Annotated in this window: 17 protein-coding genes and 1 pseudogene; 9 read left to right on the top strand and 9 right to left on the bottom strand. The window is 41.7% G+C overall.

The features are described 5' to 3' along the window. Positions 1-189: 189 nt before the first annotated feature. The gene (locus tag FTU83_RS14690; protein WP_180107096.1) at positions 190-564 is read right to left on the bottom strand and encodes an endonuclease domain-containing protein; all 375 of its coding nucleotides are present in this window, start codon (positions 562-564) and stop codon (positions 190-192) included. 292 nt (positions 565-856) lie between these two features. Between FTU83_RS14690 and dhaK the strand changes: the two genes are divergently transcribed. The 3 genes from dhaK to FTU83_RS14675 all read left to right on the top strand — a co-directional run bounded on the left by dhaK (position 857) and on the right by FTU83_RS14675 (position 5,275). After that, positions 857-2,587 carry a dihydroxyacetone kinase subunit DhaK gene (gene dhaK / locus FTU83_RS14685; protein WP_180107094.1) on the top strand — a complete coding sequence of 577 codons (1,731 nt, stop codon included), beginning with the start codon at positions 857-859 and terminating at the stop codon, positions 2,585-2,587. A gap of 222 nt (positions 2,588-2,809) precedes the next feature. Then, the gene (locus tag FTU83_RS14680) at positions 2,810-3,487 is read left to right on the top strand and encodes a DUF421 domain-containing protein (RefSeq protein WP_180107092.1); all 678 of its coding nucleotides are present in this window, start codon (positions 2,810-2,812) and stop codon (positions 3,485-3,487) included. 600 nt (positions 3,488-4,087) lie between these two features. Then, positions 4,088-5,275, top strand: coding sequence for an ammonium transporter (locus FTU83_RS14675; protein WP_180010092.1), 1,188 nt, complete (start codon positions 4,088-4,090; stop codon positions 5,273-5,275). 75 nt (positions 5,276-5,350) lie between these two features. On the opposite strand, the gene FTU83_RS14670 is transcribed toward FTU83_RS14675, so the two are convergent. Next, positions 5,351-6,049, bottom strand: coding sequence for an HAD family hydrolase (locus tag FTU83_RS14670; RefSeq protein WP_180065240.1), 699 nt, complete (start codon positions 6,047-6,049; stop codon positions 5,351-5,353). A 172-nt stretch (positions 6,050-6,221) separates the two neighbouring features. Between FTU83_RS14670 and FTU83_RS14665 the strand changes: the two genes are divergently transcribed. Continuing rightward, entirely contained in the window at positions 6,222-6,929 is a 708-nt protein-coding gene (locus FTU83_RS14665) for a phosphatase PAP2 family protein (RefSeq protein WP_180107091.1), read from the top strand. 43 nt (positions 6,930-6,972) lie between these two features. Here FTU83_RS14665 and FTU83_RS14660 read toward each other — a convergent pair whose 3' ends face one another. The 5 genes from FTU83_RS14660 to FTU83_RS14640 all read right to left on the bottom strand — a co-directional run bounded on the left by FTU83_RS14660 (position 6,973) and on the right by FTU83_RS14640 (position 13,336). Then, complete coding sequence (locus tag FTU83_RS14660) at positions 6,973-8,292, bottom strand: ATP-binding protein (protein WP_180107089.1); 1,320 nt, start codon at positions 8,290-8,292, stop codon at positions 6,973-6,975. A gap of 19 nt (positions 8,293-8,311) precedes the next feature. Then, complete coding sequence (locus tag FTU83_RS14655) at positions 8,312-8,980, bottom strand: response regulator transcription factor (RefSeq protein ID WP_078189962.1); 669 nt, start codon at positions 8,978-8,980, stop codon at positions 8,312-8,314. Between the two features lie 3 nt (positions 8,981-8,983). After that, a complete protein-coding gene (locus FTU83_RS14650; protein WP_180107087.1) occupies positions 8,984-10,654 on the bottom strand; it encodes a phosphoethanolamine transferase in 1,671 nt (556 codons plus the stop codon). 140 nt (positions 10,655-10,794) lie between these two features. Further along, on the bottom strand, positions 10,795-11,922 hold the full coding sequence (locus tag FTU83_RS14645; protein WP_180107085.1) for a porin: 1,128 nt from the start codon (positions 11,920-11,922) through the stop codon (positions 10,795-10,797). A 127-nt stretch (positions 11,923-12,049) separates the two neighbouring features. Then, positions 12,050-13,336: an MFS transporter gene (locus FTU83_RS14640; RefSeq protein ID WP_180107083.1), complete on the bottom strand. Its 1,287-nt coding sequence runs from the start codon at positions 13,334-13,336 to the stop codon at positions 12,050-12,052. A gap of 166 nt (positions 13,337-13,502) precedes the next feature. Here FTU83_RS14640 and FTU83_RS14635 point away from each other — a divergent pair. The 5 genes and pseudogenes from FTU83_RS14635 to putP all read left to right on the top strand — a co-directional run bounded on the left by FTU83_RS14635 (position 13,503) and on the right by putP (position 18,277). After that, positions 13,503-14,140 (top strand): annotated as a pseudogene (locus tag FTU83_RS14635) (1-acyl-sn-glycerol-3-phosphate acyltransferase). A 61-nt stretch (positions 14,141-14,201) separates the two neighbouring features. Next, on the top strand, positions 14,202-15,125 hold the full coding sequence (locus tag FTU83_RS14630) for a patatin-like phospholipase family protein (protein WP_180107081.1): 924 nt from the start codon (positions 14,202-14,204) through the stop codon (positions 15,123-15,125). A 99-nt stretch (positions 15,126-15,224) separates the two neighbouring features. Further along, positions 15,225-15,704, top strand: a complete 480-nt coding sequence (locus tag FTU83_RS14625) for an NfeD family protein (RefSeq protein ID WP_078189968.1) — start codon at positions 15,225-15,227, stop codon at positions 15,702-15,704. A 16-nt stretch (positions 15,705-15,720) separates the two neighbouring features. Further along, entirely contained in the window at positions 15,721-16,575 is an 855-nt protein-coding gene (locus tag FTU83_RS14620; RefSeq protein ID WP_078189969.1) for an SPFH domain-containing protein, read from the top strand. A gap of 211 nt (positions 16,576-16,786) precedes the next feature. After that, complete coding sequence (gene putP / locus FTU83_RS14615) at positions 16,787-18,277, top strand: sodium/proline symporter PutP (RefSeq protein WP_180107079.1); 1,491 nt, start codon at positions 16,787-16,789, stop codon at positions 18,275-18,277. Between the two features lie 196 nt (positions 18,278-18,473). Here the strand turns inward: putP and FTU83_RS14610 are convergent, their stop codons facing one another. Together FTU83_RS14610 and FTU83_RS14605 are read right to left on the bottom strand one after the other, a co-directional pair. Beyond that, positions 18,474-19,382, bottom strand: coding sequence for a polyprenyl synthetase family protein (locus tag FTU83_RS14610; protein ID WP_180107077.1), 909 nt, complete (start codon positions 19,380-19,382; stop codon positions 18,474-18,476). Between the two features lie 130 nt (positions 19,383-19,512). Further along, the gene (locus FTU83_RS14605; RefSeq protein WP_180107073.1) at positions 19,513-20,421 is read right to left on the bottom strand and encodes a GGDEF domain-containing protein; all 909 of its coding nucleotides are present in this window, start codon (positions 20,419-20,421) and stop codon (positions 19,513-19,515) included. Positions 20,422-20,593 lie beyond the last annotated feature (172 nt).

Genomic DNA, 20,593 nt, shown 5'->3' with positions numbered 1-20,593 from the left:
ATAATTCAAGTGAATTTGTTTGAAAGAAGAACTTTAAAAGCTTTATTTTCACCCGATAAAATACCCATAAAACAAGAGGAAGCTCAAATGAGCTTCCTCTTGTGAAAAATTGTGGGACAGCAGTGGGAACTATGCGACTCCATAACCGCAATCAAATTCGCATCAAGTCTCCCTTTGCAAAAGGGGGATTTAGGGGGATTCTTTAGAAAATACTTCCAAACAATACCGATAAATCACTTCCACCACATCATCAATCTGCGCCATTACCTGCCCATTATCAAATCTCAACACCTTTAGCCAAAGCTGAGCCAAAGCTTCATCTCGCACTCGATCTGCCTCTAATCCTTCAGGCGAAAAGTGCTGACTACCATCGCACTCAATGACTAAATTGGCAGCGGGACAGTAAAAATCTACGATGAAATTTAAAATGGGCTTTTGCCGATAAAACTGCAAACCTAAAATTTGCTTATTGCGAAGCCGTGACCATAACAACTTCTCAGCATTGGTCATGTTATTGCGTAAATCACGTGCGGCTTGTTTTAAGTTTTTATTGTAGGGTTTCATTTTATTCTTCTATTTTAATATTTTTAATCCCTCCTAACCTCCCTTTAAAAAAGGGAGGGACTATCACGTAATTCATTTAATCACATGAAAAAGTCCCCCTTTGCAAAAGGTGAGAAGCGTAGCTTCGCAAGAGGGGGATTCTATCGAAGAATATATACAACTGAGGCGTCAATTTTCCACCACACTCATCGATCAACTGCCCTTTTTTACACTTTTATTTCAGACACCACGCCAATTTCCTTATAATAATCACCTTTAAATCTCCCCAAATTCATAACCCATTGGTACATCCATGAAAAAACTCATGAACGGTGCAGAAAACATCGTAATTGAAATGTGCAAAGGCTTTGTTCTTGCCCATCCAGAACTCGCATTTAACGAGTCACACAAAATCATTTCACGTAAAGAAAAACACAATAACGTGGCACTTATCAGTGGTGGTGGTAGCGGTCACGAACCTGCCCATGCAGGCTTTGTCGGTACAGGCATGTTAGACGCTGCCGTATGTGGGGACGTGTTTGCATCTCCATCGCAAATTCAGGTCTATAAAGCCTTACAACACGTCGCAACCGACAAAGGCGTGTTGATGATCATCAAAAACTATTCTGGCGATATGATGAATTTCCAGAATGGCGCAGCCCTTGCAACTGAAGACGGCATTAAAGTTGACTATGTAAAAGTGGCAGATGACATTGCGGTTAAAGACAGCCTATATACAGTCGGTCGTCGTGGTGTTGCAGGCACAGTATTTGTACATAAGATTGCAGGCGCAGCAGCATCAAAAGGCTTAGAACTTGCAGACGTAAAAGCGATTGCTCAAAAAGCTGCGGACAACGTCATTAGCCTTGGTTTTGCTTATAGCTCATGTACTGTTCCAGCCAAAGGCACGCCAACGTTTACTTTGGCTGATGACGAAATGGAATATGGCGTCGGCATTCACGGTGAACCCGGCATCCGTCGTGAAAAAATCTTGCCATCCAAAAAAATGGCACAGCGCATCGTGGATGACCTGTTCCTTGACCGCCCAGACATGAAAGAAGTTGCAGTCTTGGTCAATGGCTTTGGTAGCACACCGCTGCAAGAGTTGTATGTCTTTAACCATGATGTATGCGAACACCTTGCACGTAAAGGTATCAAAATTTACCGCACATTTGTCGGCAACTATATGACCAGTATCGACATGAATGGTGCATCTGTGTCCTTGCTTGCTGTCGATGATGAATTGAAAACTTACCTCGATGCAGCAGCCAACACCCCTGCATTTAAAATGGATGGTTCAGCAGCACAGCCTTTAACTTTTGCAACTAAAAATGCTGCTACCGAAGCTGTGGTGAACACCCAAGTTGAAACACAGCCTGAACATGCGGTGATTAGCAATGAACAATTCACCATCGAAAACATGCGCTATATAGTGGATGTGATGTCTGCCTGCATCATTAGAAATGAAGTGCCATTCTATGAACTAGACGCGCATGCAGGTGACGGCGACTTCGGTATGAGCGTGGCGAAAGGCTTCAAGCAATTAAAACGTGAATGGCAAAGTCTAATTCAAGCGCAGCAGATGGATGAATTCATGCTGAACTGCTCAATGATCATTATGGAACACTGTGGCGGTGCGTCTGGCCCAATCTGGGGTTCAGCATTCCGTGCGGCAGCGAAATCAATTCAAGGCAAATCAGTTTTAACTGTCGCTGATTTCGCAGAGATGCTGCAAGCAGCAGTCAAAGGCATTCAAACTACAGGTGAACGTTCATTTGGACGTGGCGCAGTGGTGGGCGATAAAACCCTGATTGATGCTTTAGTACCATGTGCAGATTCATGGTCTGCCCATACCGATAAATCATTTAAAGAAAATTTTACATTAGGTGCAAAAGCGGCAGTTCAAGGCGCTGAAAATACCAAAGAGATCGTGGCGCGTATGGGACGTGCGGGAACTGTAGGCGACCGTAGTCTTGGCTATCCAGATGCAGGCGCACATGGTTTAGGCGTGATCTTTACGGATATTGCTGAACATATTAAATAACTGAACGTTTTAAAAAATTGCCAACCCACATCAAAAGCATCGATTCGTCGGTGCTTTTTTATGACTATTTTAAAGCACTTTTTTCATCAAATATCTCATGCATACAATACCGTTAGCATGAAATCCATTTTCAAATAATGCTTAAAAATTAACACAATTGAGCTGCTTTACCGCCCAGCGCTTTGCTAAGTTAAAACACATAACGATTAAAAAGGATGAGACATGGATTTAAATCAAATATTCATCCATGACACTAGATGGACTTTTGCTGCCGAAGTGATTTTGCGTAGCGTCACTATGTTCGTTTTAATCATCGTATTCTTACGCCTTACAGGGAAACGTGGCGTTCGTCAGTTGTCTATTTTTGAGGTCGCGATCTTACTCGCTTTAGGCTCAATTGCTGGCGATCCGATGTTTGATGAGGAACTCCCCCTCTTACAAGCGCTCATTGTGATGACGGTGGTGATTGGTTTATACCGAGTAATCACTTGGCTAATGATGAAATACCAACCCTTTGAAGATTTAATTGAGGGTAAGGCCTTATACATTGTTGAAGATGGTGAATTGGTCTTAGAGAAAATCAAACAAGGAAAAATGTCGCATGATGAATTTTTCTCTGAAATGCGCCAGCAAAATGTTGAACATTTAGGGCAAGTCCGCGTCGGTCTATTAGAAAGTGATGGCAAATTTAGTATTTTGTTTTATCCACCTGAGCAGGTACGTTATGGACTGCCACTATTTCCGAAACCCTACAAAGCGGTTCGAGATATCAAAATGCATCAGCTGTATGCCTGTACGCACTGTGGCAAAACCATGTACATTCACGGTGCTCAGGATACCTGCCCGCGCTGCGGATGTTGTGACTGGGCTGAAGCGATTAATACACAGCGTTTAGCTTAAGCATTCAAGGCTTAAATTTTAAAATTCTGTACCGCTTCAATTAAACACGTCATCAAAATACAGTAAGATCCAACGACCATCACCACAGACCCACCCTTGAATGTTTTTCGCCATCTAAAAGTGCAGCAGCAGAGATTTCATTGGTTAATATATGTGCATTATTTCAGTTCAGGCAAGCCATCCAGCTTTCATCTTTTGAAGACTACAAGATGCTCAGACAGACTCTCAAAAATGTATCATTCGTCAATTTTCAGTTCCATTATCGCGCTAACATCTATCAATCAGATAAAAATACAAAATAATGAATTGCCCTGAATTAACTCAGAAATGGCGCAATTTGTTTTTCATTTTTTAAACAGATTCTAAAAACATAGTTTTTCACTTAATAATCATTCATTTAATTTTGTCATTGCAAATCACCATTGCACTATTTTAGTGCATTGTTGTCCTACTCATGCAAGTCTTTGCTTTATATCGAGTCTTCTACATTTTTTAGTTTTTTTAATCAAAATTTCCCTCTCTCACTCCTCTTTTCGAAATTATTCCGCTCGATATACTGGACTACTTTTCGTGAACTAGCGCACTAAACTGGAACACCTTATGCAAAATATAGATCTCCTCTTTCTCCTTCTTGGTGCAGTCTTGGTTCTTGCCATGCATGCTGGCTTTGCATTTTTAGAATTAGGTACAGTACGACATAAAAATCAGGTCAATGCGCTGAGTAAAATTTTGACTGACTTTTCTATTTCCGCAATTGCATACTTTTTTGTGGGTTATTACATCTCTTATGGTCAGCATTTTTTCCATATTGGGGACACTTTAGCCGCCGATCATGGCTACAACTTAATGCGTTGTTTCTTCCTGCTGACTTTTGCCGCAGCCATTCCAGCGATTATTTCTGGTGGTATTGCTGAACGTGCAAAAATGCGGACTCAAGCGATTGCCACATTATTATTGGTCGCTTTGGTCTATCCATTTTTTGAAGGCATGGCATGGAATGGTAATTTTGGATTACAAGCTTGGTTAGAACGTACATTTGGCGCAGCCTTTCATGACTTTGCAGGTTCGGTCGTGGTACATGCGATGGGTGGTTGGATCGCTTTGGCTGCGGTGCTTTTACTTGGCGCACGTCATGGACGCTATAAAAAAGACGGTCGTATCAGCGCTCACCCGCCTTCAAGTATTCCATTCCTTGCCTTAGGTTCTTGGATTTTAATCGTTGGTTGGTTTGGCTTTAATGTGATGAGTGCGCAACGTTTGGATGCCATTTCAGGACTGGTTGCGATTAACTCTCTCATGGCAATGGTAGGCGGTACGCTTGCAGCAAACTTTATGGGTAAAAATGACCCCGGTTTCTTACATAATGGTCCCTTAGCAGGTTTGGTTGCAATCTGCGCAGGCTCAGATGTAGTTCATCCTGTCGGTGCGTTAATTATCGGCGCTATCGCAGGTCTGATCTTTGTCAAACTATTTACATACACTCAAAACAAACTCAAAGTCGATGATGTACTTGGCGTATGGCCACTACACGGTGTTTGTGGTGCTTTCGGTGGTATTGCAGTGGGTGTATTTGGACAAAAATGGTTGGGCGGTTTAGGCGGTATTTCAATGATCTCTCAATGTATCGGTACGCTGCTCGCGATCGTGATTGCATTGGCTGGTGGATTCATCATTTATGGTCTACTCAAAGTAACGATGGGCATTCGCCTAGATCAAGAAGAAGAATTCCGTGGTGCAGACTTAAGTATTCACCGTATTTCGGCAAACTCTGAAGAAAACATGTTCTAAACAACACAATCTAAAGCGGCATTTATGCCGCTTTTTTTACCCTAAACTTCGCTTAAAGCTTGAGTTTAAATCACCTTATTTTAGAAAATCTAAGACCTGATCCAAATGCTGAATTTTATTCGGAATGCTGTGCTGTTGTTCAGCACTTAAAGTATGAAAGCCTTCAAGCAATACGGCAGACATCCCTGCTTGGCTCGCACCGTAAATATCATTGACAGGATGATCACCAATAAATAAACACTCGGTTTCCGTCACGCCCAACTCACGACAACTGTACTGAAATATTTCAACTTTGGGCTTACTGATGCCTGCACTTTCCGAGCTGATGATCTGATCAAAATACGATGCAAAACCTAGTCCATTCAAAATATTCAGGCGTGTGGCATGTCCACCATTCGACACCACCGCCAGTTTATACTGCTGCTGTTTTAGTTGCTGCAGCAAGGTCAATGCTCCCGGCATCGCCACGGCGAACTGACCAAAGTGCTGAAACCAAAATTGTGTGAGCTCATCAAAATCGGGTTGATGTATCCAATCCAGCTCCGTTTGTAGAGCATAAGCGACAGATGCCCCAATACTCGGATGAGTAAGGAGTTCTTTTTTCGGATATCCCCCATTATCTATACGATTAATAATACGTTTAATCTGTACAAGGTCTACCTCCGCCAGCGTCGACTGATAAGACTCGGCTAAATACTGCGTATAAGCCTGAACGCTGTGATCTCGATGAGTCAAGGTATTATCTAAATCAAAAAGGACTGCACGTATGCTCATAAATCTTTATTACTGAGTTTTCAAAAACTTTAACACAATGCCCGTTCTGCTTTATGCACCTTCTTCGCTATCGATATCGATACAGTTCACATAGCCGATTAAGTCTGATTTAAGTTTCGTGGTTTCAAATAGCAGCATTCAAACAAAATAATTTCAGCACATCACACGACTTATGTTCTCGAACCGTTCCTTTGTAATACGACAAGCCCTGCTGCTCACACTCAGTTTGGTTGGCCTCCTTTATGTTTTTCCCGTCGGTGGTTCGCTCGACCAAACTTTTATTCAGCCTTGGGTCGACCTACATGGTGGTTTTCCTCATCGTAATGATTGGGCTCTTGCTGTGCTGAACCATCGCTATATCAAGAATATTGTCATAGGCTTGTATGTTCTCTATATCACAGCATGGATATGCAGTTTTAAATATCCGCATCTGAAAGCTCGCAAGTTTGAATTTGGCTATTTTATCGTAGTGGCTCTACTCAGCACGGCAATCATTGGGTTGCTCAAATCACAATCTGCGCATGCCTGCCCTTGGAATATGACAGTCGCTACAGCCCACGGCTTTTCTTGGGATTTTTCTGCACGCCAAGGACACTGTTTTCCCGGTGGTCATGCTGCGACTGGTTTTGCCTTAATTACGGGATATTTTGTTTATCGAATACATCGACCTGCCCGTGCCTACTTCTTTTTATCTGCAGGGCTGATTTTAGGCTTTGCTTTTGGCTGGGCGCAAATGATGCGGGGTGCACATTTTCTGAGTCATAACCTTTGGACCGCATGGATCATTTGGGCATTTAATTGTGTCATGTATGTGTTGTTTTCTCGCCATTTCACTGCATCAACTACGCAGCAAAAGAACAAAGCGTTTACATGGATCTAATTAAGTCCCTAAATTGAACTTGATCTGAAAATGATTGAGTCCCTCATGATTCACTGAATGGAATCTGTAAGCTCACTTTCAGACCGCCCAATGTTTCACTTTTAGAAAACTCCAATTCCGCACCGATATGTTTTGCGGCTTTATCTACAATTGCCAGCCCTAAACCACTTCCAATTTCTTCATGATTATAAATTCGATAAAAGCGTTTTCGAATTTGCTCATATAAAGCTGGGTCGATGCCAGGCCCGCTATCTTCAACCTGTATAACCGCCTGCCCCGCATGTTCAAAGACGGAGACATTTATCATGCCCTGTGCAGGGGTATATTTGATGGCGTTATCAATCAAATTAAAAATGATCGAATGTACTGTTGGCTCAAGACTATATAAGGCTATGCTCTGTTGTTGCTCCATGCCAAGGTCAATATCTTTTTGCATCGCCAAATGCACCAGTTGCTCGACACAATTGGTTGCGACTTGCTTGAGATCAAAATGTTGTTTGCGCTCAAGTTCAAAGACTGAGGCATCTTGTTTTGCCAAACTCAATAATTGACTGACCAAATGCTGAATACGAATCAAACCTTTACTCAAATTTTGTAGAGCGTCATCTTGTGGAAATTTTTGCAGCAAAATCTGCATTTGCAAATTCAGTGCGGTAATCGGGGTCCGTAACTCATGCGCTGCGTCAGCAATAAACTGGCGCTGTTCCTGCTGCGACAACGAAATCCGCTCAAACAACTGGTTCATTTCAATGATAGTCGGTGCAATTTCCTCTGGATACGGCGTTTGAGAGATTGGAGAAAGTTCAAAGGCATCCCGTTTTGCCAGTTCTTTTTTAAATTTTTCCAGTGGGTTTAAGCTGCGTTGAATCAACCATCCCAAAGCGATTAATGCAAAAGGTATAAAAACCAAATAGGGAATAAACATACTACTAGCCAATTCAGCAGCAAGATGCTGTCGAACCGACTCTTGCTGACTGACCTGAATTTGCCGATCTGCGAGTGGCAAAATATAGGTATGCCACTCATCCTGTTGGGTACTGTGAGTATAAAAACCGGCTTTGGGCTGAGGCGCGACCAATAATTTTAATTGATGAGTTTGATGCGCATTGGATTGATAGGTCCACACATCAACAAATAAATCTTCTTCGTGATAACGCTTATGTTGATCAAATTCGCTGCGAATGGGCTGCGGATCATGCTCTGCAACACGTTCCGCCATATTTTGCATTTGCGCATCTAAAATTTCATTAATTTCTTCAAGTGCAATTCGATAAGCTGAAAACACCAAAAGACAGCCCAAAAGCATACTGAAAACAGAAACATAAATAATTAGTCTCTTTTTCAGAGAATAAGGCTGCTGCATGGTTGATAATTCCTTTGCCTTAACCGAGTCGATAACCTAAACCACGAATGGTGCGAATAAAATCTTTGTCTAATTTTGTTCTAAGATGATGCACATACACTTCAATAGTATTACTGCTGATATCACTATCAAAATCGTAAAGCTTATCTTCTAAATTGGCTTTCGAAAAAATCTTATTCGGATGCGTTACCAGTGGAATCAATATGGCCCATTCACGGTTAGATAAATCGACATATTGACCCTTATAGCGTGCAAGATGCTGTTCGATATCTAAAATCAATTCACCATGTTTTAAAATTTTCTGTGGTGCTTCGACTGAACTCAGCCCTGTGCGTCGAAGGAGTGCATGAATCCGTGCAAGTAATTCATCAAACTCATAAGGCTTAATCAGATAGTCATCTGCCCCATGGTTTAATCCATCTACACGATTTTGTAATTGATCACGTGCCGAGATGATTAACACTGGCAATTTAGGCTGCATTTGACGAATTTGTTTCAGGACTTGCATACCATCCATCATCGGCAAACCCAGATCCAGCAAGACGATATCAATCCCCCCTTGCATTATGAGCTTTAAGCCATCGATACCATTATTCACCCACTCGACTTCAAACTGTTGATAGTTCAACAAAGTTTTAGTCGATTCGGCAATCATGAAATCATCTTCAATAATAAGTATTTTGTGCATGGCTTAAGTCCTGCGCTGTACTGAAGTACATTGTTGCAACATATTGTTTTTTTCATCAATCACCTGAGTCTGCACATCGAGCAAACTTAATAGCGATGGAAATAGATTATCCTGACTTAATTTTTGGCTTTTTTGTGCCATTAAACAAGTATATTGCGCTGAATTATTTTTTTGCCACGCCGGTGAAAACCACATCAACATCGGTACACGGGTTTGCTGTGACGGTGCAATTGCGTATGGAGAACCGTGTAAATATAAGCCATGCTCACCTGTCGACTCGCCATGATCGGACAAATACCACAGTCCTGTTTGATAGTGGTCAGTCACTTTTAAAGTGTTAATCAATTTACTCAGTACATGGTCGGTATAGACAATACTGTTGTCATAACTATTTATTAATTCCGTCGAGCTACATCCCTGTATGGCATTGCTATTACAGGTTGGCTTAAATTTTTGAAACGCTGCGGTACTTCGTTTGAAATAAGCAGGGCCATGACTGCCCATTTGGTGTAACACAATTAAACGGGGAGTTGGATCTGCTTTGGGGATCGAAGCCAAATATGCCTTCAAACCATCCACCAAGATTTCATCATGACATTCGCCATCGGCATCACACCACTTTTTCTTCAGCGCTTCAGGAAATTCATATTTTTCAACACGTGTGCATGTGCCCTTACAGCCTGAATTATTATCTAGCCACGTCACCTTATAGCCTGCACGCTGTGCAATATCGAGTAAACCTTCGCGATGACTTGCAAGCTGTTCATCATATTCGGTTCTCGGCATACCCGAGAACATACAAGGAACAGACACAGCGGTTGCGGTGCCACATGAACTGACTTGGCTAAAATTGATAATATTTTGCTGACTGAGTTCAGGATTTGTATTTTTAGCATAGCCATTGAGTGAAAAACTTTCCGCGCGCGCAGTTTCACCAACCACTAAGACCATCAATTTTGGTAAGCTTTTGGCGCTTACGTTTTCAACTATATGTGCATCTTCACCATAGCTCAGCAATGGCAAATTCTGTTTCGGTGCTTTTTTGTGATAATAGGAAAATGTCGAAGCGATACTGTTTTGTGGTGAGAGCATGCCTTTTAAGTCACGATGCTCACGAAAGATCGCTGCATAATCAACAAAATAAACAAACAGCAAAGCACCCATGAGGATGAGCGAAAGCACTATATGTAAACCCTTTTTGGCTACCACCGTGCTTAGGGCTTCTTTATGCAGTGGCAAAAGCCAGATCAATAGCACTGGCAAAATAACCAGTCCAAAGACCCAGATAAAAAATTGTGGCGAGATTAAATCCTGCACTTCCTTTACATCTGTTTGCATCATGTTCTGCACTTGGTCAGATGTAATGGTCACGCCTAAACTATTGACAAAATAGGCACTCAAGCCACCAATGATCAGCAAAACACTCGCCAAAAGTTTTGAATTCCATCGCCATTGCAGTAGTTGCATCAGCACATTATAAAGTGCCACCACCACCAGTACGGTTGCCGCTAAGAATAGTCCAGCCTTCAATCCCGTATAAGGTGTGAGCTGCTGGATTTGCTGATAAAACGCGAGGTTCAAAACCACCCCAAGCCATAAGGCAAGCACGAGGTTAAATTGACTTAAACTAAGTCTTGGAATTTTTTGCTGTATTTTAGCTATGACCTGAAGCATATTGGCATCAATTATTGATCTTTGATGCCCTAATCTAAAAATTCAAACTTAAAAATCACTTAAAACTGATCAAAACCAAGCAAGAAAAATAAAAAAAGGCGATGTAAAACATCGCCTTTTGAACAACTTAAATCAAAGTTTTAGAATTTAAATTCTAGACCTGTACCTAGAACAGGTTGTTTGCTTTCATCTGGACCTTGTTCAAGTGCTAAGTAACCTGCATAACCATAAGCTTTCACTTGTTTGCTAAATGCATAATCCGCACCTGCAATGAATTGCTGAGCTTCGTAATCATCACCCTCTTTATAAGTCGTGGTATTTTGACTATATTGTGCTTTTACTGTCCAAGCTTTTGCAGAGGGTAAATTGTATTCTGCACCGACTAACCAACCTTGAGCATCATCAATTTTTGCAGCTGAAGTATTAACCTGAGCGGACTCAACCTCTGAAGTTTGATACAGTGCTTTGAGTGCCAAACCACCCTCAAGATTTACACGACCGATCGCACGAACAGTATTTGCTGCAGCAAATACTGAAGTTACTTTTCCATCTTTATCTAATGCAGGATGCACCTCAGGCGCGCTTGCATTTAAGATCCCTACACCACCAAAGTTCGATGGAATGGCTTTGTCATAGGCTAAACCTGCAACAACAACAGGGCTGTCATAGACAACAGACGCCGACCAAGCATCGCCAAGACCACGACCTGCAGTTTTTACTACACCTTTATCACTCTTGATTCCTGAAGACTCACCTGTTGCAAGCAATGCATTAACTTTAATTGCACCTTCAGCAATTTTAAAAGCTGGTGATTCATAGACAACAACGTTATCTACACGGTTTTCACCCGTCATGATGCCTGTAACATCAGCACGGTTACCCACGTAGTTATTGAATGTATCAACTGGACTAGACAATTGTTTTAATGGTGTATCGTGTGCACCGACTTTCAATGTACCAAGTTTCGCATCTTTCAAACCAACGAAGCGGTTACGCTTAGACCAGTCATCGCCTTCGCCGTCTGAGTTAAATGCCCATTCAATTGCATAAACTGCGCTTAAACGGTCAGTCAGTTTTTCATCGCCCTTTAAACCCAAGAAAGAACTGTTTGAACTGATTTCAACGACATCTTTGTCTGAAACACCCGTTTTATTATCTTCAGGTAAATAATCAACAGACGCATCAATTTCACCGTAGAAGGTTGGTGCTGCAAAGGTTGACCCAGCCAAAAGGCTCAATGCGATAGCCGCTGCTAACTTGGTTTTCATCAAAAATTTTCCTTAAATTATTTTGTAACAGATATTACACACGCGAAACATATTACAAAATTATTAAAATAATATTTGCATTGCTCTTTTAGTGCTTTAGCTGATAAAAAACAACCAAAATCATGATTTAGAAGTGATTTTGGTCATTTTTTGATGCTTTTCCCCAAAATAGAATCGGGACTAAGCTCAATGCAGCCAAACCTGCGATCCAAAATAAATAAGTGCTATACCCCAACTGATCGGCCACTATGCCACTGATGCTATACAGTCCCCCACTCACCGTCGCCATAATGGCAACCTGAAATGTAAAGTCCGTTGCTGCAAATGCTTTACGACTATATTGCATCACCAAAGTCAGCATGATCACGAGCAGCATGGCTGAAATCATGTCTTCGGCAGCATTGATCCCATAGATCAGCCATTCATGTACGGGCCGTTTTGCCTCGAACTGCAAAGCCAGCCATGCATAGGCCAATAAACTGAATATTTTCAATACCGAATAGAAAACCAAGGCCTGCGCCCGAGAAATATACTTCAAGCTAAGACCTGCAAGCCCCGCCCCAATTAAAGCAGCCACTGCACCCAGCATGGTGACATACAGACCGATTTGACTAAAACTCAATCCTAAATCGACCATCAGTGGCTTAAGTAAGGGTCCTGCTAGACCATCTGCAAGCTTAAAACTCAATAAAATCATCAACCACAGTGTGAGAGTTTTAGTTTGAGTAAAATAAGTCAGATACTGGCGAATGGCGTAGAACAAGCCTGAAGTATGTTTATGGTTGTTATCATGCTCTTGAGAGGATTTTATATTGAGCTGTGGCTTTGAAGGTTCTCGATAGAGAAAAATAGGAATCGTATTCATGAACACCAATGCCGCTAAAAACAGAAAGGTGGCTTGCCAATCCAACCAATCCAAGGCCCAAAGTACAGCACCACCGCCCACGATAAAGCCGAGTCTTGAACCAATCACCTGAAAGGTATTGCCCCAGTGCTGTTGGTCAGTTTTTAAAATATTGACAGCCAATCCATCCGTTGCAACATCTTGAGTTGCACCGACCAAATTCATACTGAGTAAAGCCACAAAAAACAGCAGCAAATACATTGGTTCATTCAAGCTTTGGATCGGCAAAAAAGACAGGAAGACCAAGACCACCACGGACAACAACTGCATTGGAATAATCCAACTCCGATAGTGCCCTTTGGACCTTGAACCATGCCGATCAATCCACGGTGCCCAAAAAACTTTGATCGACCATGGCAGCATGAGTAATCCAAAGCCACCTATATGTGCCAAAGATACACCTTGCGCTCTTAAAATCACTGGTAAAGCATGCGTCATAAAACCGACAGGTAACCCTTGCGCCCAATATAAGGAAAACAGTAAAAGATAGAGCTGACGAAGCTGGATCATAAGTTCCTAAATGTTGAATGCGCTGAAGTTACATTTAGAGTAGTCAAAATACGGCTATTTTGCCAATGATCTAAAAAATCATCGACCTAAGATAAGGTCAATGCTGATGCCGTACTTTTAAATGTGCATAACATCAAAAATGGATTTCACTTATATAAGAATATGCATGAATCAAAAGACTCAATTATTTCCAGTTTTGCCCGATCAAGTTCCATCACGCGGTTCCATCCTGAGCCGAACAATTAAAAAAAAAAACTTTTCTTGGCACAAGGATGGAAATTTGACGGCGAATTTCCCAACCTTGCCAAAGCTGTGGCAATCATTTCTCCACATACTTCTAATATAGATGCATGGCACGGTTTTCTCGCCTTGCTTGGGATCGGGATAAAAATAACCATTTTTGGCAAAAACACCCTTTTCGATACTCCCTTAAAACCACTTTTGGATTGGGTCGGCGTGATCCCTGTGCAGCGTGAAAATCCACATGGACTGACGCGTGAAATTACTGAAATTGTCCAAGCGACAGATCAAATTTGGATTGGAATGGCACCTGAGGGAACACGAAAAAAAGCCGATAAAATCCGCAGTGGTTTTTACTATATTGCCTATGAAGCACAGATACCTATTGTGATGTTTAGCTTTGATTATACAAAGAAAACCATTCATTGCTTGGGTGTTTTTGAACCCAGTGGAGATTTTGAAACTGATCTCGAAAAAATTTTGAAGATTTATGATGGCAAATTTTCCCCGAAAAATCCCGAATGGTTGGCCTTGCCGTTACAAAAGCACTGGAAAAAGCCCTAGTCAAATGGCTATTTTTTTGATGTGATGTGCACTTTGTATATTTAACCATCAGATTTCACCCATGAAACTTTTGCAATACCTGATTCCTAGCCTCTTTGTATTGGCACTCAATGGCTGTGATTCTGCAACCAAAACACCTGCGACCACGACACCTACACCAGCCAAAGCACGTGAACCGGTGATCGCGATTGCGCTCGGTGGTGGCGGTGCCAAAGGTTTTGCTCATATTGGCGTGCTTAAAGTACTCGAATCACATGGTATTAAACCTAAAATTGTGACTGGGACCAGTGCGGGTAGTTTTGTTGGTAGCTTGTACGCCAGCGGTAAAACACCATATCAAATGCAGCAATTGGCACTGAATTTCAAAGAGTCCGATATTCGTGACTTAACCTTAAATAGCCAAGGCATTATTCAAGGGCAAAAACTGCAAGACTTTGTTAATAAAAACGTCGGCAATAAGCCAATTGAACAGTTTCCAAAACGCTTTGCTGCCGTAGCCACCCGTTTGGATAATGGCAGCAAAACTGAATTTAACCGCGGCAATGCTGGCCAAGCAGTGCGTGCATCGTGCAGCATTCCGAATGTATTTGTACCTGCAACCATTGCAGGAGTTAAATATGTCGATGGGGGGTTAGTCAGCCCGATTCCAGTGAAAACGGCACGTGATATGGGTGCAGATATCGTGATTGCTGTTGATATTTCTGCGCGTCCTGACGGTAGCAAAGCCGTAAGCATGTTTGGTTTACTCGATCAAACCATTAACATCATGGGACAACAAAGTATTAATGAAGAACTGAAAAATGCTAATTTCGTGATTCAACCTAAAGTGGGACATATCGGCACACTCGATTTGAAGTCGAGCAATGCGACGATTTTAGAAGGTGAAAAAGCCGCACAGCTCAAAGTGAATAGCATTATTAAGGCGATCGATAACTTTAAACAGTCCCCTGCGGCCTTTAAACCAGCACCAAAAGCGAAAATATAATTCAACGATTTTTTTTATATTCATTGAGTTATACATCTGCTACATTGATATAGATACTGGTTCATCTATATCAATTCACCCTTATATAAGAGTAGATGTATGGAATTTATTTTAGAACCTTGGCACTGGTTTGTATTGGGCGTCGCTTTGATGCTTTTTGAACTAATTTTGCCGTCTTTTGCTGCGCTATGGTTTGGCGTTTCCGCAATTTTGGTTGGGATCTTATATTGGATCTTTCCATCCATGGACTTTAATGTCCAAATTGTGGTTTGGATTATTTTTGCCGTGCTCTGCACATTTTTGTGGTTCAAATTTATTAAGCCTTTATCCATTGATAAAACCAAAGCAGGTCTGTCGCGTGAAGCGACGATTGGCCAAGTGGGTATGGTGATTCAAACCCAGCTCAATCATGGCAGCGTTAAAGTTCGCTTCCCGATGCCTGTTTTAGGTTCAGACGAATGGCATTGCCGTACCCAAGATGCACTTCAAGTCGGTGACCGTGTTCGCGTGACCGATATATTAGGCAATGATTTAGTCGTCCAACTGCACAGCAGCAACCACCCCACTGACAATCCATAAATAAGTGAGAAATGACATGTCTGGTGTTTCTATTGTTTTTTTAGCGCTCTTAGTTTTTGTAGCCGTCACCATTTTTAAAGGTGTCCGTATTGTTCCCCAAGGTTATAAATGGATTGTTCAGCGTTTAGGTAAATACCATACAACGCTCAATCCGGGACTGAACTTTGTGATTCCGTATGTCGATGAAGTGGCTTATAAAGTCACAACCAAAGATATCGTGTTAGATATTCCTTCTCAGGAAGTGATCACTCGTGACAACGCGGTACTGCTGATGAATGCTGTGGCTTATATCAATTTAACCACACCTGAAAAAGCAGTTTATGGTATTGAAAACTACACATGGGCGATTCAAAACTTAGTTCAAACCTCTTTACGTTCAATTGTCGGTGAAATGGACCTCGATGATGCACTTTCATCGCGTGATCATATTAAGGCTAAACTTAAAGCCGCAATTTCTGATGATATCTCTGACTGGGGTATTACGCTTAAAACTGTAGAAATTCAAGATATTAAACCTTCTCATACCATGCAAGCTGCGATGGAAGAGCAAGCGGCAGCTGAACGTCAACGTCGTGCGACAGTGACCAAGGCAGACGGTGAAAAACAAGCGGCTATTTTGGAAGCAGATGGTCGTTTAGAAGCCTCTCGTCGTGATGCAGAAGCTCAAGTGGTACTGGCAGAGTCTTCTCAACGTGCAATTGAAATGGTGAGTTCAGCCGTCGGCGATAAAGAAATTCCAGTTGCATACTTACTCGGTGAACAATACGTCAAAGCCATGCAAGATATGGCTAAATCTAATAATGCCAAAACTGTGGTTTTACCTGCGGATGTACTGAATACGATTCGTGGTGTGATGGGACGTAATAACTAAATCTTCACATTAATTAAAATGGGTCGTGATATACGGCCCATTTTTATGTCCAAAACAAAAAAGAAGGCAAAGTTTGTGAATTTATGTTTAAATTTCACGTTATTTTTTTGACGTTTTAGGACTTATCGTTCGATTTCACCTACTTGGCTTAGGCAAATCCCATTGAGTCCCCTAATTAAACGCAATTGTCCAACGCCAAAGCGGATACCGTATGAGCTCCCTGAATCCCACCCTAATTACCTTTCTTTTTTATATTGTCGCCATGGTCGTGATCGGTTTACTTGCATACCGTGCGACCAGTAACTTTTCTGACTACATTTTAGGTGGCCGCCGATTAGGGAGCTTTGTCACTGCCCTTTCTGCAGGTGCATCAGATATGAGTGGTTGGTTGCTCATGGGTCTTCCGGGTGCGATTTACCTTTCAGGTTTATCTGAAATGTGGATTGCAATTGGTCTGATCATCGGTGCTTGGCTCAACTGGCTACTTGTTGCAGGTCGTCTCCGGGTACATACCGAAGTTCAAAATAATGCCTTGACCCTACCTGACTATTTCTCAAATCGTTTTAACGATCAAAAGAAAATCTTACGTATCGTGTCTGCTGTAATTATTTTGATTTTCTTCGCAATTTACTGTGCTTCAGGCATGGTTGCAGGCGCTCGATTATTTGAAAGTATGTTTGGTATGTCGTATAGCACTGCGCTTTGGATCAGTGCCATTGCAACGGTGAGCTATGTGTTTATTGGTGGCTTCCTTGCTGTCAGTTGGACCGATACCATTCAAGCGGGCTTTATGATTTTTGCCTTGCTACTTACCCCTATCGTGGTCATGTTGTCATTCTCTGATTTAAGCCAGTTCACTCTGGCACTTGAAGCGGCACGCCCTCAAGCGATGAATGTATTTGCTGACTTAAGTTTTGTCGCAATCATGTCTTTATTGGCATGGGGCTTAGGCTATTTTGGTCAACCGCATATCTTAGTCCGCTTCATGGCAGCTGATTCAGTTAAATCGATTCCTAATGCACGCCGTATTGGTATGACATGGATGACGCTCTGCCTCGGTGGCGCAGTTGCAGCAGGCTTCTTCGGTATTGCTTATTTCCAACAGCATCCAGAACTGGCAGGTGTCGTTACAGCAAACCCTGAAACGGTCTTTATGGAATTGACTAAAATTCTATTTAACCCATGGGTTGCAGGTATCGTACTGGCTGCGATTTTAGCTGCGATCATGAGTACCTTAAGCTGTCAGCTTTTAGTCTGCTCAAGTACATTAACTGAAGACTTTTATAAATCATTCTTACGCAAAAATGCTTCACAAAAAGAATTGGTTTGGGTCGGCCGTATCATGGTGTTAATGATTGCGTTGCTAGCGATCTATATGGCGGCTAATCCTGACTCTAAAGTCCTTGGTCTCGTCGCATATGCATGGGCAGGCTTCGGTGCTGCATTTGGCCCACTGATTATCATGTCATTGTTCTGGAAACGCATGACACTCAATGGTGCTTTAGCAGGTATGGTGGTTGGTGCTGTTATGGTTATTCTATGGAAAAACCTCTGGGGCGATACAGGCGTTTATGAAATTATACCGGGCTTCATCTGCTCACTCATTGCAATCATCATTGTGAGCTTAATGGGCAAAGCACCATCTGCTGAAGTCACTGAAAAATTTGAAGAAGCAGATCGTATCTATAAAGAAAGTATTTAAGACCAATCGCACTTAAATTTAATTTCTAAGTTTTAATATCTGCAAAAAAGGACGCCTAGCGTCCTTTTTTGTTTTTTATCATGTCATCCATTTAGCTATTCCGTATATGGTTTATTGACTTCTGTTCCAAATATACAAAATATAAAAAAGCCCACAACATGTTAAATGTGTGGGCTAATGTCTTTACTACGTCATATTAACTTTGACGTTTTAATAAAAACTGCGTGATCTTGTGTAATTCTGCCGCATCTTCTGCAAAATAATCCAAAGCTTGAAGTGCTTGTGCATGTAATTCTTCTGCATAAGCTTGGGCTTGCTCGAGACCCATTAACGCAGGATATGTGGATTTATCCACTTGTTGATCTTTACCCGCTGTTTTACCCAATGCTTCAGTGTCAGCAATAATATCTAAAATATCATCTTGAACTTGGAACGCTAAACCAATAGCAAGTCCAAACTCACGGAGTTTAGGAATGGCTTGATCTGTGCCATTAAATATTGTCACTGCAGCCATCATGATTGCAGCAGAAATTAAAGCACCAGTTTTATTTCGATGAATATTTTCCAGTTCATCCTGACTGACATGCTTGCCTTCCGCTTGTAAGTCTAGAACTTGGCCATTGACCATTTTGGAAGTTGCAGTCGCTAAAATTTGCATTTGCTTTAAGATGATCGGCGCTTCAACGGCTGGGCCTTGATCAAAGAGACGGCTGCCTAAAACTTCAAAAGCCATCGATTGTAAAATATCGCCAGCAAGTAAAGCCGTATCTTCACCAAAAGCCACATGACAGGTTGGTTGACCACGACGGAGTAAATCGTTGTCCATACACGGCAAATCATCGTGTGCCAATGAATAGCAATGAATAAATTCGATCGCCACTGCAGCACGGCGTACGGCTGCAAAATTTGTATTGGATTTTAACGCTGCTGTTGCATAACAAAGTGCCGGTCGAACGCGTTTTCCACCCAACATCACAGCATGATACACCGCCCCTTTTAAGGGTTCTGGAATTGAAAATGCATCAAGCGCTGTCAGTAAATCCTGCTGAATACGCTGCTGCGCTTCTGTCAGGGCATGTGTGGAAACGTCTGTTAAAGAAGACACATTCACCTCAAATACTTTAAATATTTAACTGCTTCGTTCATTAGCAAATTGATTGCCAATGTTTTCTGTCAATTTTGACCTGTTGCATCATACTGCTTTCTCAGATCTTTCTCTATGTTACGGCCTAAATCTATGTGTTTTTCCCACAATTTGATGGTTTTTTAAATGTCGTTTCCTCAAATAGCGCCACATTTTGTCCATCATTAAAACAGGTACAATTTTTCGAGCCTTTCTTGGCTTGATATAAAGCCTGATCGGCACGTGCCAATGTTTCAAAAAATGACTCCGTACCATCCCACAAAGCCACTCCGCATGAGATAGACAGTTGTAAAGCCTTATCCGCATAATTCATCGAAGAAGCATAGATTTGCTCACAACATTGTTGTGCAATCGAACATGCAGTCGATATAGCCGTGCGTGGCAAAATCATTGCAAACTCTTCCCCACCCATGCGATATATTTGTGCATCTGCGAGTTGACTAATTTGCCCCCTTAAAAGCTGCGCACTTTTTCTTAAAACCTCATCGCCAAACGCATGACCGTAGATATCATTGATTTGCTTAAAATTGTCTAAGTCGAGCATCATCAAACAAATTTCATTGGCTTGTTCGACCGCGAAGCTTTTTTGCCACTGAGAAAGGTCTAAATCAAATCCACGTCGATTTTTTATCCCTGTCAGATAATCAAAATAAACTTGTTGTTCGAGTTGTTGGTTATGTTTCAACAGCGATAATTCGAATTGCTTTAAATTTGTAATGTCCGCACAGCACAACAACACATGTTCCAAATCGCCACTTTGTTGAAACTTTGGTTTGAACGTGAACCAATAATGCCGTTCATTTTCACTATACATAAAGGGTTCAATGCTATCGTTCTCTAAACAGCGTAAATCAAACTCAGAACTTGTGGCTTTGGTTTTTTGCTGCATCACGGACACATGATTCAATACAATCTCTTGTAAGTCTGACTGAAATCGATGTTTAAATATTTGATTGGCGCATATCAGCTCAGCTGTCGCAGAAAATAACGCAGCAGGCATTGGCAACGCTTCTAATACAGCTAATTGTTCAGTAGGTAGGTCCGATTTTATCAAATGGAGCGTAAAACTCTGTCCTTCAGGTCAGAGATATAAGCGACACGACATGAAGTGTCGTTTGATTTAACTAAGGACTATTTTCCTTGAGTTTTGATTGTTAATATAAGTACATGAA

Origin of the sequence: Acinetobacter sp. YH12152, from assembly GCF_013418285.1 — a bacterium.
GTDB classification, from domain to species: Bacteria; Pseudomonadota; Gammaproteobacteria; order Pseudomonadales; family Moraxellaceae; genus Acinetobacter; species Acinetobacter amyesii.
The sequence above is the reverse complement of the archived record's forward strand: the minus strand, read 5'-3'. Positions and strand labels throughout refer to the sequence as shown.